The organism is Paenalcaligenes sp. DL 463 (assembly GCF_057475185.1).
Window position 1 is genome coordinate 42,223 of sequence record NZ_JBYBKX010000003.1, and the last position, 17,390, is coordinate 59,612.

General features: G+C 51.0%; 14 protein-coding genes. 7 read left to right on the forward strand and 7 right to left on the reverse strand.

Annotated elements, in window-relative coordinates; translation table 11 throughout:
- Positions 1 to 45: 45 nt before the first annotated feature.
- Both AC2UZI_RS11765 and AC2UZI_RS11770 read right to left on the reverse strand, forming a co-directional pair.
- Entirely contained in the window at positions 46 to 3,981 is a 3,936-nt protein-coding gene (locus AC2UZI_RS11765) for a DUF3683 domain-containing protein (protein WP_486944066.1), read from the reverse strand.
- A gap of 195 nt (positions 3,982 to 4,176) precedes the next feature.
- Positions 4,177 to 4,716, reverse strand: a complete 540-nt coding sequence (locus AC2UZI_RS11770; protein WP_486944067.1) for a YqaA family protein — start codon at positions 4,714 to 4,716, stop codon at positions 4,177 to 4,179.
- A gap of 170 nt (positions 4,717 to 4,886) precedes the next feature.
- On the opposite strand from AC2UZI_RS11770, the gene ilvA reads away from it, so the two are divergent.
- Complete coding sequence (ilvA, locus tag AC2UZI_RS11775) at positions 4,887 to 6,395, forward strand: threonine ammonia-lyase, biosynthetic (RefSeq protein ID WP_486944068.1); 1,509 nt, start codon at positions 4,887 to 4,889, stop codon at positions 6,393 to 6,395.
- A gap of 27 nt (positions 6,396 to 6,422) precedes the next feature.
- On the opposite strand, the gene phoR is transcribed toward ilvA, so the two are convergent.
- Both phoR and phoB read right to left on the reverse strand, forming a co-directional pair.
- Positions 6,423 to 7,730: a phosphate regulon sensor histidine kinase PhoR gene (gene phoR, locus AC2UZI_RS11780; protein WP_486944069.1), complete on the reverse strand. Its 1,308-nt coding sequence runs from the start codon at positions 7,728 to 7,730 to the stop codon at positions 6,423 to 6,425.
- Between the two features lie 5 nt (positions 7,731 to 7,735).
- Complete coding sequence (gene phoB / locus AC2UZI_RS11785; protein WP_486944070.1) at positions 7,736 to 8,443, reverse strand: phosphate regulon transcriptional regulator PhoB; 708 nt, start codon at positions 8,441 to 8,443, stop codon at positions 7,736 to 7,738.
- 169 nt (positions 8,444 to 8,612) lie between these two features.
- Here phoB and ubiE point away from each other — a divergent pair, with 169 nt between their 5' ends.
- The 6 genes from ubiE (at position 8,613) to AC2UZI_RS11815 (ending at position 14,507) form a co-directional block, all read left to right on the forward strand.
- Positions 8,613 to 9,386 (forward strand): bifunctional demethylmenaquinone methyltransferase/2-methoxy-6-polyprenyl-1,4-benzoquinol methylase UbiE, encoded by a 774-nt coding sequence (ubiE, locus tag AC2UZI_RS11790; protein ID WP_486944071.1) that lies wholly within the window; start codon positions 8,613 to 8,615, stop codon positions 9,384 to 9,386.
- Positions 9,387 to 9,616: 230 nt separating this feature from the next.
- Complete coding sequence (locus AC2UZI_RS11795; RefSeq protein WP_486944072.1) at positions 9,617 to 10,591, forward strand: Tim44 domain-containing protein; 975 nt, start codon at positions 9,617 to 9,619, stop codon at positions 10,589 to 10,591.
- 146 nt (positions 10,592 to 10,737) lie between these two features.
- On the forward strand, positions 10,738 to 11,394 hold the full coding sequence (locus tag AC2UZI_RS11800; RefSeq protein WP_486944073.1) for a ubiquinone biosynthesis accessory factor UbiJ: 657 nt from the start codon (positions 10,738 to 10,740) through the stop codon (positions 11,392 to 11,394).
- Positions 11,394 to 12,950: a ubiquinone biosynthesis regulatory protein kinase UbiB gene (gene ubiB, locus AC2UZI_RS11805; RefSeq protein ID WP_486944074.1), complete on the forward strand. Its 1,557-nt coding sequence runs from the start codon at positions 11,394 to 11,396 to the stop codon at positions 12,948 to 12,950. Before AC2UZI_RS11800 ends, ubiB begins: the two co-directional genes overlap by 1 nt.
- Positions 12,951 to 13,168: 218 nt before the next feature.
- Positions 13,169 to 14,020 carry a ferritin family protein gene (locus AC2UZI_RS11810; protein ID WP_486944075.1) on the forward strand — a complete coding sequence of 284 codons (852 nt, stop codon included), beginning with the start codon at positions 13,169 to 13,171 and terminating at the stop codon, positions 14,018 to 14,020.
- Positions 14,021 to 14,024: 4 nt separating this feature from the next.
- Positions 14,025 to 14,507 (forward strand): adenylyltransferase/cytidyltransferase family protein, encoded by a 483-nt coding sequence (locus AC2UZI_RS11815; protein WP_486944076.1) that lies wholly within the window; start codon positions 14,025 to 14,027, stop codon positions 14,505 to 14,507.
- Here the strand turns inward: AC2UZI_RS11815 and AC2UZI_RS11820 are convergent, their stop codons facing one another.
- The 3 genes from AC2UZI_RS11820 to AC2UZI_RS11830 all read right to left on the reverse strand — a co-directional run bounded on the left by AC2UZI_RS11820 (position 14,508) and on the right by AC2UZI_RS11830 (position 17,384).
- Entirely contained in the window at positions 14,508 to 15,866 is a 1,359-nt protein-coding gene (locus AC2UZI_RS11820) for a TolC family outer membrane protein (RefSeq protein ID WP_486944077.1), read from the reverse strand. It lies immediately after the preceding gene.
- A 2-nt stretch (positions 15,867 to 15,868) separates the two neighbouring features.
- Positions 15,869 to 16,549, reverse strand: a complete 681-nt coding sequence (locus AC2UZI_RS11825) for a protein-L-isoaspartate O-methyltransferase family protein (protein ID WP_486944078.1) — start codon at positions 16,547 to 16,549, stop codon at positions 15,869 to 15,871.
- A 106-nt stretch (positions 16,550 to 16,655) separates the two neighbouring features.
- On the reverse strand, positions 16,656 to 17,384 hold the full coding sequence (locus tag AC2UZI_RS11830; RefSeq protein WP_486944079.1) for a 5'-methylthioadenosine/adenosylhomocysteine nucleosidase: 729 nt from the start codon (positions 17,382 to 17,384) through the stop codon (positions 16,656 to 16,658).
- Between the last annotated feature and the right edge of the window lie 6 nt (positions 17,385 to 17,390).

Consider the following 17,390-nt stretch of genomic DNA (forward strand, 5'->3'; position numbering starts at 1 on the left):
CACCCCAGAAACGATGAAGCTCTGGGGTGTTGTTCTTCGTTGGACTTAGACTAAAACGCGCTCAATGCCGCCATTGTTTGCGGTTTTCACGTAATCAGCCATCCAGTTTTCACCCAAAATATGTTTGGCCATTTCCACGACGATGTAGTCAGATTTCACTCCGGTATCACCTTCGTAACGGGTTAAGCCTTGTAAGCAAGAAGGGCATGACGTTAGCATTTTGACTTCGCCTTTAAAGCCATCAGAAGCAATGCTTTCCTGATTCTTCAGCAGCTCTTCTTGCTTACGGAAACGTATTTGCGTAGAGATATCGGGGCGAGAAACTGCTAATGTTCCCGACTCGCCACAACAACGATCACTTTTTATGGACTCGTTACCCACCAGCGCTTTGACCGTTTTCATGGGGTCTTGCAGTTTCATGGGGGTGTGGCAGGGGTCGTGATACATGTAGCGCACGCCTTCTACGCCGTCTAGCTTGATGCCTTTTTCAAGTAAATATTCGTGGATGTCGATTAAGCGACATCCGGGGAATATTTTTTCAAACTCGTACATCGCAAGCTGGTCATAACAGGTGCCACAACTGACCACTACCGTTTTGATATCTAAATAGTTCAGGGTGGTGGCCATGCGGTGAAACAGCACACGGTTATCGGTAATCATTTGATCCGCTTTGTCTTTTTGCCCACTTCCTCGTTGTGGATAGCCGCAGCATAAGTAGCCTGGGGGCAAGACCGTTTGTACGCCGGCATGCCACAGCATGGCTTGCGTAGCTAGCCCAACCTGAGAGAACAAACGCTCAGAGCCGCAACCTGGAAAGTAAAACACAGCCTCACTGTCAGGGCTGGTGTTGTCTGGGTTACGGATGATGGGTACGTAATCGGGATCTTCAATATCCAGTAGTTTACGCACGGGCTGCTTAGGTAAGCCACCCGGCATTTTCTTGTTGATGAAATGTATGACTTGCTCGCGAATCGGGGCTTTGCCTACGCTAGCGGGTGGCGCGGCGGTCTGTTTGCGCGCTGGTGCCGCTAAGACATCATGAGCAATACGCTGCGCTTTATAGCCTACGTCTAAGACTTTACGCGTGGTATTAATCACTCGTGGGTCTTTGGCATTCAAAAAGAACATGGCGGTTGCGGCGCCTGGGTTCTTTGACTTTTTACCCATGCGGTTTAATAACGCGCGCATTTCCATCGATACATCACCAAAGTCAATGTCGACAGGGCAAGGGTTAAAGCACTTATGACAAAGCGTGCAGTGATCGGCCACATCTTCAAATTCAGACCAGTGCTGCAAACTGACACCGCGTCGGGTTTGTTCTTCGTAAAGAAACGCTTCCACAAGTAATGAGGTGGCAAGAATCTTATTGCGGGGTGAGTACAGCAGGTTGGCTCTGGGAACGTGGGTCGCGCAAACCGGTTTGCATTTACCACAACGTAGGCAATCTTTGATGGCGTGCGAAATAGAGCCGATTTCGCTACGTTGCATAATAAGCGATTCGTGCCCTAATAAGTTAAAGCTGGGCGTCCAAGCCTGACTTAGGTCAGCGCCGGGCATGAGTTTGCCCGCATTGAAGTGATTATCAGGGTCGATGCGGCGCTTGTAGTCTTGGAAGGGCTGTAGCTCTTCTTGCGTTAAGTACTGATACTTAGTCAGCCCAATACCGTGCTCGCCCGAAATAACACCATCAAGGCTACGCGCAATATCCATGATGCGACTAACGGTTTCGTTAGCTTCTTGAAGCATGCCGTAATCGTCGGAGTTCACGGGGATATTGGTGTGGACATTGCCATCACCCGCGTGCATGTGCAGCGCAACAAAGACACGGCTTTTTAATACGCGGTCGTGTATAGATTGAAGCTCAGCTAAAACTGCGGCACAGTCGGCCCCTGGGAAATGCTCTTCCAGTTTGGCTCGTACTTCTGTCTTCCAGGAAATACGCAGCGTGTGGTCTTGAAGAACATCAATGACTTTGAGTTCTGGCTGCGTAGTAAGGTGTTCGCGCATCGCATCGCCAAACGAAGCGAGGCCGATACGTTCAAGGTGGGGCAGACTGGTATCAATGCGCGAATCAAGGTTGGCTAATAACCAGCTCCAGCGCTCGCGAACCGACGCTAAGGTAGCGATGGCTTCGTGGCGGCGCTCTTCAAGTATTTCTTCACGAGTGTGCTCGGCGTCGTCGTGATCGATGGTTTTACCCACCGGTAGATCGCCACTGAGAAATTGCTCTAGCTCGTCAAGTAAACGCAGTTTATTGCGCGTAGATAGTTCAATATTAATGCGTTCGATGTGGTCAGTGTATTCGCCCATACGGTCTAAGGGGATCACCACGTCTTCGTTGATTTTGAACGCATTCGTGTGTCGAGCAATGGCAGCGGTTCGTGCGCGATCAAGCCAAAAGCGTTTACGCGCTTCGGCACTGACGGCCACAAAGCCTTCGCCATGACGTGTGTTGGCAATACGTACGACTTCGCTGGCGGCGAGGGCGACAGCATCAGCGTCGTCGCCAACAATATCACCAATTAACACCATTTTAGGTAAGCCATTACGTTTGCTTTTGGTGGCGTATCCCACGGCGCGTAAGTATCGCTCGTCAAGGTGTTCGAGCCCAGCCAATAGCGCCCCGTTGGCGCGTCCGGTGGTATCCAGATAGTTTTTGACTTCAACAATCGAGGGTACCGCTAAGCGCGCACTGCCAAAGAACTCAAGACAAACCGTGCGGGTGTGCGCCGACATGCGGTGCAAAATCCAGCGTGCGGCGGTAATTAAGCCATCACAGCCTTCTTTCTGTACACCGGGTAGGCCGGATAAAAACTTATCAGTGACGTCCTTGCCCAGACCTTCTTTGCGGAATTTTTTACCTTCGATAGCTAAGGTTTCGTGGCGCAGCAGTTTTGCACCGGGTTCGAAATTACCGTCGTACCAATGCAAATCAAAAAGGGCTTCGTCCACTTCGTGGATTTTGCCAAGATTATGGTTAAGACGGGTGACTTCTAACCAGTTTCCATCGGGATCCACCATGCGCCACCAGGCGAGGTTATCAAGCGCCGTGCCCCAAAGAACGGCCTTTTTACCACCGGCGTTCATGGCGACATTCCCCCCAATGCACGAGGCATCCGCTGAGGTTGGGTCTACGGCGAATACGCGTCCGGCCGCGTCAGCCGCATCGGCGACGCGGCGTGTGACAACGCCGGCACCACTTAAAATCGTGTGTACGGGCTGGTCTACCCCAGGAAGCTGTATCGCTTCGACTTCGCCCAAGGCGTCCAGCTTTTCTGTGTTGATGACGACAGACTGGGCGGTGAGGGGAATGGCTCCCCCTGTGTAGCCCGTACCACCTCCTCGGGGGATGATGCTTAGCTTTAGCTCAATACAGGCTCGCACCAGCGCTGCCATCTCATTTTCGCTATCGGGTGTCAGGACGACAAACGGGTATTCGACTCGCCAATCGGTTGCGTCCGTAACATGAGAGACACGAGACAAGCCATCAAACTTAATGTTGTCTTTCGCCGTAATTTGCAAGAGTCGCTTGGTCGTGCGTTGGCGTAAGGTGCGCGTATTATTGAATTCGTTCTCAAACGCGTCGACCGCGCCTTTGGCGGCGAGTAAAAGTTGAATGACTTTTTGGTCACGTTCGGGAAGGTCGCTGTCGCGACGATTATCGATCTCGCTTAAGCGGTGACGTAACGCGTCGATAAGCTGGTGTTGACGCTTGGGGTTGTTCAGTAAGTCGTCTTCGAGGTACGGATTACGTCGGATGACCCAAATATCGCCCAAGACTTCAAAGAGCATTCGTGCGGAACGACCTGTGCGGCGATGAGAGCGTAGCTCTGACAGTATCGACCAAGCCTCTGGCCCAAGTAACCTCAAAATAATTTCACGATCTGAGTAAGAGGTGTAGTTATAAGGAATCTCGCGTAAGCGCGTAGAAACAGAGGGCATACGAGAGGCGAGGTACTGGCTGGCGACTGGGGCGTTCATAGGGTCAGGCTAAGGCCACTGAAATAGGAAGTGGAAATAAAGCGTAATTAACCTACTAGTTTAATTCATTCAGTGAGAACAGGCGTGCTTACACGTGTGCCATGTAGGTTGTTTATGGTTAATTGGTGGAAACGACCCGTTTTCGTTGTTTCTAAACAGGCCTTGTTTTGTGTTCAATGACGGTGACACCCTCGTTTAGGTGAAGTAGGGAAAGCTCCATAATAGTAAAGCGGTCATTGTGGCGTAGCGCGCAAACTTTCCGATTGCCATGTACACAATGCATGGTCCTAATGGCAAACGCAGCCAACCTGCTACTGTGCACAAGGGGTCGCCGACGATGGGCAGCCAGGAAAAGAGCAGTGCAGAGGGCCCCATCTTATGTAGCCACTTTTGCACGAACTGGTGCCAGCGTCCGGTGGAGTTCTTGTATTTAGGGGCATTGCCTTTTATGCCATCAGGGTGAGTTTCACGCCATTTTTGATAGGCACGTTGTGCGCCCGAGCCCATCCAGTAACTGACAATTCCACCCAGCGTATTTCCGGTGGTTGCCACCAATAAAGCGGGCCACAACATGTGGGGTGAGACGCTAACGTAGGCGAAAACAGCCGGCTCTGAACCCAGCGGCAACAATGTTGCCGAGACAAAGCTAACCGTAAACACAGCGGTCAGGCCGACCTCAGGTAACGCCAAAGCCTGTAAGACCCAAAGAATGGTGTTGTTAAGCCATGCTTCCATAGAAAAAGAGGCGAAAGCGCCTTAAAAAATAATTAACTGTCCGAATTGGATGCGGCGCTGTGTTTAGGACTGAGCGTACGCGTTAACGCGGGTAGACTGTGGTATTCTTTTTTCTTTACTTGTTTTTACCCTTATTGTGTAACCGCTATCGGTTGCCCTGATCTCATTTTATGTCCAACGACTATCTTAAACGCATTCTGACCTCCAAGGTCTACGATGTGGTGCGTGAAACAGCGCTAGAATTTGCTCCCTTGACTTCAGCTCGATTAAATAATCGAATTCTGCTTAAGCGCGAAGATCAGTTGGACGTGTTTAGCTTCAAGTTGCGCGGGGCGTACAATCGCATGGCGCACCTTAGTCCTACCGAGTTAAAACGTGGCGTTATTGCCGCTTCTGCTGGTAATCATGCGCAAGGTGTGGCGTATTCGGCAAAACGCTTAGGGACTCGTGCCGTCATTGTGATGCCAGAAACCACCCCGCAAGTGAAAATTGATGGGGTATTGCGCCACGGTGGTGAGGTGGTGTTGTTTGGGGAAAGCTTCTCCGATGCCTATGACCATGCTGTAGAGCTAGAAAAAAAAGAAAAGCTTACCTTTGTGCATCCCTTTGATGACCCTGATGTGATCGCTGGGCAAGGCACCATTGGTATGGAGATTCTTCATCAACACCCTGGGCCTATTGACGCCGTCTTCGTTCCTATTGGTGGAGGAGGTCTGATTGCCGGCGTAGCGGCCTACATTAAGCAATTACGGCCTGAAATTAAAATTATCGGCGTGCAGACTGAAGATTCTGACGCCATGGCTCGTAGCGTTAAAGCTAATCGTCGCTTAAACCTAAGCGATGTAGGACTGTTCTCTGATGGTACCGCCGTTAAACAGGTAGGAAGTGAAACCTTCAAGTTGGCTCGTGAATACGTCGATGATTACGTATTGGTGAATACGGACGCCATTTGCGCAGCCATTAAAGACGTGTTTCAAGACACTCGTAGTGTTTTAGAGCCTGCAGGCGCCTTGGCTATGGCTGGTGCTAAGCATTACGCTCAACAGCATAAGTTGAAAAATAAGACCTTAATTGCCATTACCTCTGGCGCCAACATGAACTTCAACCGTTTGCGTTTTGTGGCCGAGCGGGCAGAAGTGGGTTTGGCTCGTGAAGCCGTCTTGGCAATTAGCCTGCCCGAGCAGCGGGGCAGTTTTTTACGCTTGATCGAAGCGCTAGGCGATCGCTCTGTGACCGAATTTAATTACCGTATTGCTGATGGCGATCAGGCCCATGTGTTTTTAGGGCTGGCGATTCAGTCTGAAACCGAAATTACAAAGCTTGAAACGCACTTTGTGCGTAAAGGCTTCGCGACGTTGAATTTAACGGATAACGAACTAGCGAAAACGCATCTACGTTATATGGTGGGGGGGCACTCCCCCTTAGCCAAGCACGAACGCTTGTACCGCTTCGAATTTCCTGAGCGGCCAGGCGCGTTACGTCGATTCTTAAGCAGCATGAACCCAGAGTGGAATATCAGCCTTTTCCACTACCGTAACCAAGGTGACGATTACGGACGTATTTTGGTGGGGCTGCAGGTTCCGCCTGAAGATCGCAGCGCGTTCAAAAGCTTTCTTGAGGGTTTGGGTTACCCCTACTGGGATGAAAGCGCAAATCCGGCCTATAAGCTGTTTTTATAGGCAGAGCGAACTAGCGAACACCCCGCCTTAAGGGGTGTCGGCGTCAATCGTCCGCACTCGCAATGGTGCGAAGCGCAAGCTAAACAAGCTACCTGAGCCAAAGCGGCTTTGGATGTTTAGCTCGGCATTATGGCGAACGGCAACGTGGCGCGTAATCGCCAACCCTAAGCCAGTACCGCCTGTTGCCCGAGATCGGCCTTTATCTGCTCGGTAAAAGCGCTCAGTTAAACGAGGAATATCTTGAGGGGCAATACCGATGCCCGTGTCTTCTACCGAGTACGAAGCGCCACCGTCTTCGGTGGCATACCAACTTACGGTGATGGTGCCGTCTTTTGGGGTGTAGCGGATGGCGTTGGTTAACAAATTAGAGACGGCAGACGTTAGCTCGGTTTCTGAACCCACAATGCAAAGGGTGGGATCAACGTTTTGTATAAACTCGTGCTGACCGTCTGACAGAACTTGGGCCTGGTCCAGAGCTTGGCTAATAATTTGACTCATGCGTACGGGGCGGCCCTCGGTGGGCGGAGAGGACTCCAGCGTAGAGAGCGTCAACAAGTCAGCCACAATGGCTTGCATGTGTTGCGCCTGCTCAAGCATCATTTGCTCGTAACGTTCGCGCTGTTCGGTGCTAAGGCTCTCGGGTGGCAATTCGCGTAGTGTTTCTAAGAAGCCCAGCAGCACAGTAAGTGGTGTACGTAGCTCATGTGAAACGTTGGCTACGAAGTCTTTACGGGTGGTTTCCAGTTTTTCTACCTGAGTGACATCGCGCGTTACTAATAAGAACTGTCCAAAACCGTAAGGCGTTAGTTGGAGTAGCAGCGAGCGCTCTACGCCTTCCTTCTCCAGATGCAGTAATAAGGGGGTTTCCCATTCGCGGTCATGCGCGTAGCTTGCGAATTCAGGCGAGCGCACAATATTGAAAATACTGAGATGGCGGTCGGTGGCGAGATTCAAGCCAATGTGTTCGCATGCTGTTTTATTACACCATTGCAGCTCCATTGCCCCATTGAGTGTGATGGCGCCATCGGGCAAGGCTTCCGCTGCCATCATAATGGCATCGACATGACTGTCTAAGGTACTGATTTCCTCACGGTTGGCTTTAAGTTTGCGATAGATCGGTGCAAGGATTTCGTCCCAAGGGCCAACAGAAGGAGGAGGCGGTGCTTCCAGATTGCGTACCCAGCGCCGGATTTGCTGCAACTGCATGCCACTAACAATAATCATTGTCAGTAGACCAAAGGCAAAGATTGACCAACCCACCTTAGGGCCTAGCCACCAACCAAAACCTAAGCCCAAGAGGGCCCACGCTACAACTGAGCTCAGTGTTTTATTCATGTTATCTATGTGTTGGGGCGCTCGGGCAATACAGCAGCGAAGCGATATCCTGCACCGCGAATGGTTTCAATATGCGCATCGTGACCGCTAGGCTCTAGGGCCTTACGCAGACGACGAATATGGACGTCTACGGTGCGTTCTTCGACAAAGACGTGATCACCCCAAACTTGGTCAAGCAGTTGAGTACGGGAGAATACGCGCTCGGTGTGAGTCATAAAGAAATGCAGTAACCGAAACTCGGTGGGCCCTATGGTTAACGAAGTGTTGTTACCGCTGACCCGATGTGTGGCAGGGTCAAGTTGCAGCGTACCAATTTGTATCACATCGTCGGTCAGTTGGGGAGCGCGACGACGCAGTACGGCTTTAATTCGTGCCAAGAGTTCTTTGGGTGAGAAAGGCTTGGTGATGTAATCATCAGCCCCTGCTTCTAATCCCTCGACTTTATCTAATTCGGCACCTTTTGCGGTGAGCATAATAACAGGCACTTGACTCGTGCGCTCGTCGGCGCGTAGTTTTCGAGCCAATGTAATGCCCGATGCACCAGGTAGCATCCAGTCGAGTAAAATGAGATCGGGCAGTTCAGCGCGGATGAGCGTTTGCGCTTGCTCCGCATCCGAAGCGCGCAATACCTTATGGCCAGCAAAGGACAAATTAACGGCAATGAGCTCTTGGATCGCTGGTTCGTCTTCAATAACTAAGATGGTGGTGGACATGCGTATTTAAACCGTAAAAATCGCCAGATAAGGCAGTACTTAAGTAAGGATAAAGCCCATCATATGGCGTTAATGTTTCAGGTTTGTGAAATATTTATGTTATTACCTTAACGCTTTCTTAAATCAGGCGTACCGGAAGACGCTGAAATTGCGGTACGATGACGCTACTATGGAAAAAAAGCATAATCCCTCCTCTGCACAGTCCCCCGAAACCACGACGCATTTTGGTTTCCAAACGGTGCGCGAAAACGAAAAAGCAGCGCGTGTAGCCGATGTTTTTCATTCGGTGGCAACGAAATACGATGTCATGAATGACCTGATGTCTGCTGGCTTACACCGCATCTGGAAGTCCTTCACCATAGGCCGTGCCGATGTACGCCCTGGAATGAAGGTGCTTGATATTGCGGGCGGTACTGGCGATTTAGCCAAAGCGTTTGCGCGTAAAGCGGGGGCCGCTGGTGAAGTGTGGCTGACTGACATTAACAGTTCAATGCTAGGAGTAGGGCGAGACCGCCTGCTTGACCGCGGTATTGTAACGCCCGTGTCGGTCTGCGATGCCGAGCAATTACCCTTTCCAGATGCTTATTTTGATCGCGTTACCGTCGCCTTTGGTCTGCGTAACATGACGCATAAAGATAAGGCATTAGCGGAAATGAACCGCGTTTTAAAGCCCGGTGGCAAATTATTGGTGCTGGAATTCTCGCGCGTTGCTAAGCCTTTGGAAGGCGCGTACGACTGGTACTCATTTAATATACTGCCCAAAATTGGCAAATTAGTCGCCAATGACGAAGACAGCTATCGCTATTTGGCCGAGTCCATACGCATGCATCCCGACCAAGAAAGCCTTGCTGAGTTGATGCGTACAGTGGGTTTTGAACGCGTAAAGTATTTCAACCTTAGCGCGGGTATTGCTGCGTTACACGAAGGTATTAAGCTTGGCTAAATGTAGGTCGAAAGTCGTTCTTTCTTGCTACATCCATTCGTTGCGAACTTAACGTCCTGCACCGTTAACGGGCGAATGCAGCGACGGCACAACAATAAAAGGTAGTAATAAACAGGCGGATTGTGCTAATGTTCAGCTTTCCGTAAGCTTTTCTTAAGTGCTGGTTATTTCAGCACTTAAGAGTACGATAATTGTGTGAACGGTGAATTCGCACAGCAGGAGTCAAACGAATGATCTCTACACGACTTTCCCGATTCATGGCTAGCGCTATGATCGTCATTATGACCACAGGCTTGATGGCAGTCTCTTTTGACGCCGAAGCTCGCCGCATGGGCGGTGGCAAAAGCTTTGGTCGCCAATCTTCTAATGTGATGCAACAGCGTCAAGCGGTTACGCCGCCGGCAGCAACCACTGCACCTCGTGCAGCAGCGCCTGCTGCGGCGAGCCGTGCGGGTGCAACGGCTCAGCGTTCGGGTATGTCCCGCTTTCTTGGACCGATCGCGGGTATTGCCGCTGGTCTAGGTATTGCCGCTTTGCTATCTAGCATGGGCTTGGGTGGCGCATTGCTCGAGTTCTTATCCAGTGCAATCTTGATTGCAGCGGTCGTGTTTGGTGTGTTGTTCTTGGTACGCCGTTTGCGTGCTGGTGCAGCCCGCCCAGCGACACAGAGTGCTGGCAGTGCACGTTCAAATAACCACTTGCGCGAAGCGAATCCTGCTTCTCAGCAGCGTCCCGAGTGGCCTTCAAACTCGGGTCAGTCAGCGGCAGATGCGGCGGCGGTAGCGCCGGTGGCTCCAGCCCCCGAGCCTGTGGACACTAGTTGGTTTATTCCCGCTGATTTCGATACCCCTACGTTCCTAGCCAACGCTAAAGAACAATTTATTGAAATCCAAGCCTTGTGGGACAAAGGCGACCCTGTTGCCTTACAAGAGTACCTTACCGACGATCTGTTAAAAGAAGCGACGCCGCAAATTCTCGAGCGTGAAGGCGAAAACTTTACCGAAGTCGTATTGCTTAACGCTGAATTGCTCGGTATTGAGAAAGTGGCTGATGGTTATCTCGCTAGCGTTCGCTACTCTGGCATGTTGCGCGAAGAGCGTGATGCTGATGCGTTTCGCTTCGAAGAGGTTTGGAACCTTTATAAGCAAGACAACGCTGGTTGGTTGGTGGCGGGCATTCAACAAATGCCGAATGCTGACAACTAAGAAGCCGTTTAGCTTAAGCTCGTAAACTGAACGCCGTATTCCACTTGTGGTTACGGCGTTCAGTCTGTATATATATTCAAGACTAAAGACTCCCTGAGCAGAGCTCACAGGGTAAACTAGGGCTTTACTCAAAAGCTTGTGGGTTTATGGTGTCTACCGCTACCTTATTAACGATGGTTCCCCCCTTTTTGCAGCCGACTTCAGTCTGTTTGCGCATTGCCAATGTATTGTTGGGTCGTGATGCATGGGTTCGAGAACGTTTAGCAGCGTTTTCCGGGCGTACGGTTCGCCTCGTTGTGGGGCCTTTCTCTGCACAAGCATCCATTTCTGCAGTGGGCGAGTTAATACCAACGGCCAGCGAGGTGATGCCGGATGTCACATTGACATTGCCATCAGACAAACTATCCGTCGTACCTCAGTTGCTGCGCGAGGGTGACCCGGCGGCCATTGCTAATTTAATGCATGTGGAAGGTGATGCCGGTTTGGCGGCGCTGGTCTCCGAGGTAGCGCAGTCCGTTAATGTCGATGTCGAAGCCGATTTGGCCCGCTTTGTGGGCGATATTGCTGCGGTACGTATTGTGAGTGGCGCTAAGGGTTTTGTTAAAGCCAGCCAGCGCTCGGCGACGCATTTATCGGCCAATTTGGGCGAATATTTAGGTGAAGAAAGCGAATGGCTGGTAAGCCGTGGTCGTTATTCATTGTGGGAAAACCAAATGCAGTCGTTGACGGCCGCCCTTACACGTGTTGAGTCCTCGGTAGCGCGTTTCGAGCAACAGGCAAAAACTCATGGAAAAGGGCGCTGATGTTAAGTTTGTGTCGCTTTTTCCATATTGTTTACGTCGCGTTCAAGTTTAGGCTCGATGAGTTAGTGCTGTCTGGAATACAGCACCCCTATGCATTCCGGTTATTGCGAATCGTACGGTTGGGCCGCACTCCTCGATTAACGCGCGGCGAACGGTTACGTCTTGCGCTCGAGTCCTTAGGCCCTGTTTTTGTGAAGTTTGGGCAGGTGTTATCCACCCGTCGTGACCTAATTCCGGCAGATGTCGCCGATCAATTGGCGTTACTGCAAGATCGGGTGCCGCCTTTTGACTCGGTTATTTCAGCAAAAACAATCGAGCTTGCGTTAGGTGCCTCACCGCATGTGCTTTTTAAGCACTTCGAAGTTGATCCTGTGGCCTCAGCATCGATTGCACAAGTGCATTTTGCGGTGCTTCACGATGGCCGAGAAGTTGCGGTAAAAGTGTTGCGCCCTGGCATGCGTGAGATCATCGATAAAGATTTAAGACTGATGCGGGCGATGGCTGGCATGGTCGAAAAAATGGCGGCTGATGGTCGGCGTTTGCGTCCTCTTGAAGTGGTTGCCGAGTTCGAGAAGTATTTACACGACGAGCTGGATTTAATCCGAGAAGCGTCTAATTGCAGTCAATTACGTCGTAATTTCTCTGAAAATGCAGAACGTAGCGAACTATTAATGGTTCCAGAGGTCTACTGGGACTATTGCGCGACAAATGTCTTTACAATGGAGCGCATGCGTGGCATTTCGGTCAATCAGGTTGAGCAGCTTAAAGAGGCTGGTATAGACCTTAAAGAGATGGCACGAAAAGGGGTAGAGATCTTCTTTACTCAGGTTTTTTCAGATGGTTTTTTCCACGCTGATATGCACCCCGGCAATATACGCGTGTCCGATGCGCCTGATACGTTCGGACGGTACATTGCCCTAGATTTCGGTATTGTGGGTTCGCTTTCGGAATTCGATAAAAACTATTTGGCTCAGAATTTTCTGGCGTTCTTTCAACGAGATTACCGTCGGGTTGCTCAGCTTCATATCGAGTCTGGCTGGGTGCCACCCACCACGCGAGAAGAAGAGTTAGAGGGTGCGGTGCGTGCTGTGTGCGAGCCTTATTTTGATAGGCCTCTGTCACAAATTTCCTTAGGGCAAGTTTTACTGCGGCTGTTTCAAACTTCAAGACGCTTTAATGTAGAGATTCAGCCCCAGTTGGTATTGTTGCAAAAAACGTTGTTAAACGTAGAAGGGATGGGACGTGACCTCGATCCCGATCTTGATTTGTGGGATACGGCAAAGCCGTATCTTGAGAGGTGGATGCATCAGCGTGTAGGGCCTGCGGGTTTTGCGCAACGCATGCGTCTTGAGGCGGGTCAGTGGGCGCAAGTGTTGCCTCAATTACCACGTTTGGTTTTTGATCGCTTAAGCCTTCCTGATCGCGCTGCGTTAGTCGCCGTTGAGCTTGCGCAATTGCGCAAGGCCCAAGAGCAAAGTAATCGTTTGCTGCAGGTGATCTGTGCGGTATTAGCTGTGGCAGTTGCCGTCGCCATCTGGGCGATTATGCGGCATTAATACAGCACAAATGTGGTTTCATGTTAAGTCTGGAGAAGGCTGACATAATTCTGATAACTAAAGGTTCTACTATTGTGTAAGTCGCGCTTGCACAAATCCCGCCAAGCCATGTCGTGTGACCATCCTTTGTGGCGTACCTTGGTAATTGGGGCTTTGAATCTTAACGATAGTTGCTAGGTAGCAAAGTTTAACTATCGCCCTATCCTTAAGGATTGCTAATGTTATACCCCGAGTTGTTTAAGTCCATGGAAGCAGTACGTTGGAACATGTCGCATGACATTCCATGGGACGACTTTGACGGTTCTAAGCTAACCGACGAGCAGGCTTACACCATCAAAATGAATGCCATCACCGAGTGGGCTGCGTTGCCCGCTACGGAAATGTTCTTACGCGATAACCGCGACGATAGCGATTTCTGCGCCTTTATGTCGGTGTGGTTCTTTGAAGAGCAAAAGCACTCGTTGGTACTGATCGAGTACTTAAGACGCTTCCGTCCGGAGCTAGTGCCCACTGAAGAAGAGTTGCACAACGTGCGCTTTGAGTTTGACCCTGCGCCCGCAATGGAAACGTTGATGCTGCATTTTTGTGGTGAGATCCGCTTAAATCACTGGTACCGACGCGCCGCCGACTGGCATACCGAACCTGTTATTCAGGCGATCTACAAAATTGTGGCGCAAGACGAAGCGCGTCATGCTGGGGCTTACTTGCGCTATATGCGTCGTGCTATTCGTCAGGACCAGAATAACGTGGGCCTAGAGGCGCGTGCTGCTTTTGCCAAAATTGGCGTGTTAATGGCGTCAGCTCACCGTACCGCCCAAGCCTTGCACCCTACCAATTTGCACGTGAATAAAGACATGTACCCGCAAGATACCGTGCAATCTAAACTGCCTTCACCCGGTTGGTTAGAGCACTGGTTAGACGAGCAAATTCGTTTCGATAAAGAGTGGGAAGGTAAAGTTTCCAGCCGTATCTTGCATAATATGTCGTTATTAATGGGCGAAGAGTTCAAATCACCCCAAGAACTCAACCGCTATCGCCGTGACCTTAACAAACAGTTAATCGTTGCCTAATTTCATGCGGCCTGTTTTCGAGCAAAAAATTCACAGCCCTGAGCAGCTTGTTTCCGCCATCGCAAGCGGCAAGCTGCCACGTCCACTCGTGTTTACGAATGGTGTCTTTGATATTTTGCATCGAGGGCACGTCAGTTATTTGGCCGAGGCAGCCGCGTTAGGGGCCAGCCTCGTTGTGGCGGTCAATACTGATGATTCAGTACGTCGGCTGGGGAAGGGGGATGATCGCCCTTTAAATAGCACCGAGGATAGGGCTGCGTTGTTAGCCGCCTTGGCATCAACCTCTGCGGTGACGTATTTCGCCGAGGATACGCCTGAGGCCCTGATTGCGATCTTAAAACCCGACTTGATCGTCAAAGGCGGGGATTACGATATGGAAGTCTTACCCGAAACAGCGTTAGTGCGCAGTTGGGGCGGCGATGCCGTGGCGATTCCTTTCGAATTCAACCGTTCGACCACTGCTTTAGTGCGCAAAATACGAGAATAATTAATATTGCTGTGTGGGTGGCGCTTCGGGCTGTGGGCTAAGTAACTGGTTTAGCGCAGCCAGATCAGCTTCACTTACGTTGCCAGCGGCCGCTTTAAGGCGCAAGCTATTTAGCAGGGTGTCGTATCGTGCTTTCGAGAGAGCGCGCTGAGTTTCGTATAACTGTTGTTGGGCGTTTAACACGTCGATGTTAATGCGCACGCCCACTTCATAAGCCAAGGTGTTGGCATCTAAAGCGGCTTGGCTTGATCGCTCCGCCGCGGCTAAGGCGCTTACCTGCGACAGCCCTGAACTGACCCCACCAAAGTAGCGTTGTGTGGCCTCAATGGCCGAACGACGTGCGTTTTCACGTTCGTAAAGGTGTTGTTGTAGCCGTGAGCTTTGTTCACGCACCCTTGAAGAAATCTCCCCGCCTGAATAAAGCGGTATTTCTAGCTCTAGGCCGATGCTGTTGTCCATCGACCGAGGGGCCGAGTTAGGACCATAAATACCGGTATTACTGGCGCTGCCCGAGCGGGCCCGAACTGAAAGCGTGGGGCTGTGCTCGCGTTTGTTTGCTTCAAGTAAAGACCGAGTGGCCTCGACGACTAAATCAGAATGCAATACGTTGAGATTACCAATGGCAGCTTGGGTGGTCCAGGCTTCAACACGAGCGGGTTCGGGCGCTGGTAATTGTGTATTCTGAAGTGGGTTTAAATCAGGTGCTGGCTGAGCAATAATTTGCTGCAAGCGTTGGCGTTGGGTTTGAAGCGCATTTTCAGCAATAACAATATTGGCGTGTAGTAGGTCAAGCCGCGCTTGCGCTTCGTGAGCGTCAGTGACGGTTGTGCCGCCAAGCTCAAACGAACGTTGTGCCGCTTGCAGTTGGTGTTCTACGGCGTGTCGTTGCGCTTGTAGCGAGCGTAGGCTGTCTTGTTCGGCCAGCACATCAAAATAGGCTTGTGCGACCCGAAGAACGAGATCTTGGCGCGCTTGTGCCTCGGCAATGACGGCCATGCCAGCTTGCTGTTGCGAGCGCTCGTAGAGTTTGAAGGCGTTGAGATCAATAATGGGCTGTCGTAATTCGACGGCCCATTGGTTGATGTTGCTGCTACGGTGGTGCCGCAGGTTACTGGCTTGGCGCTCGGCGGTGTTCGCGATAGCCGCATTAGCGCTAAGCTGAGGCAAGAGTTTGGCTCTGGCTTGATTAACCCATTCGCTATCTGCAACCGTGGCAGATTGTGCCGCTGCGTAAAGGGGATCATGCTGTAGGGCTAACGACCAAATGTCGAGCAAGTCAGCGCTGGATGCGCTATGACTGGTTAGCACCAGAGCAAGCGTCGTGAGCCAGTGCTGTATGTGGCGAGACGCTGATTTCATTGTTAAAACTTGAAGTGCGACACTGCTGTGCCATGCAAGGGCTTAATAATAGTATCGAACAAGGGCTCGGTCTCGAAGCTTGCTGCACTGGTACGTGTAATACGTATGGCTGTCATGACGGGGTTTTGACCCACTACCGCGACGAGGCGTCCGCCTACGGCTAATTGGTATTTGAGCGCATCGGGAATGGCGGGGACAGAGCCAGTAAGCAAGATGGCATCGTATTCGGTGGTTCCCCAACCTTCGTGGGCGTCCCCTGTTTCTACGGTGACATTGTCGACGTTATTGCGTAGCAGGTTGTCTTTGGCAAAAGCGGCAAGCGTACTGTTCACTTCGATGGATGTGACATATTGGCATAAGCTAGCCATTAACGCGGCTTGATAGCCCGAGCCCGTACCTATCTCTAATACGCCATCAGTGGGCTTAAGTTGTAGCTCTTGAGTTAAGCGGGCTTCGATCACCGGCTTGAGCATGGTTTCGTTCGTGTCGATGGAGTTAACGATTAAGGGTAACTCGGTGTCGGAGAACGCCATGCCCTCCATAGAGGGAGGAACGAAACGTTCACGCTTAACGTCGAGTAACGACTGTAGTACGTTTTCATCGTACAGATGCCATGGGCGGATTTGTTGCTCGATCATGTAATAGCGAGCGCGTTCGAGTTCTGACAGTGCGTGAATGTTCATAACTTCCAAAAAACAAAGGCCTTTCGATTTTCCAGTTTTTCGATTATAGGTCAGGATAGCCGAAGGTGCGTCTAAAAGTATCTGTTTAAACTGTATTAGTCTGTTTTCAGCCTGAACAGGCTGGGATCATCTGGCTAAGTAGTGTGCTTGCGTTTTGTACGGCAATGGGCATGAACTGATTAAAGTCCATATGAGCCCCCGTGTTGGCATTATCGGATATCGAACGAATACAAACAAAGGGCAATTGGTTCAAATAACACACGTGCGCAATGCTGGCACTTTCCATTTCGCAGGCCAAGGCCGAGAACTCGTGCGCTAACCATCGGCTTTTGTCTGCACAGGCAATAAATTGATCGCCACTGACAATTCGTCCGGTATAGCTGTTGTGTTCTGAGACGTGCTTTGCGGCCTGTTGGGCGAACTCAACCAGTAGGGGGTCACTTTTAAAGTCAAAGGTGTTAAGCCTAAAGACTTGTCCCGGCGCTAAGCCAAGAGCAGTGACATCCATGTCGTGCTGAACAAGACTATCAGCGATCACGATGTCACCCGGCTCAATTGATTGTCCTATGCCTCCGGCGATACCGATATTGATAAGCTGTGTGACCTTGAACTCAGAGATTAGCAGCTGTGTGCAGGCCGCTGCGTTGACCTTGCCTACGCCACAGATCACAGCGACAACGTTTGCTCCGGAAAAAAGCCCCAGATGAAAACGCATACCTGCGCGCTCGACCACGTAAGATTGTTCAAGCTGTTGCAGAACGATCTCAAGTTCCTCATGCATGGCAACAATGATGCCGGTTAAGGCCGCCGATGGGGCCGGACAGTTACGAGTCATTATCGT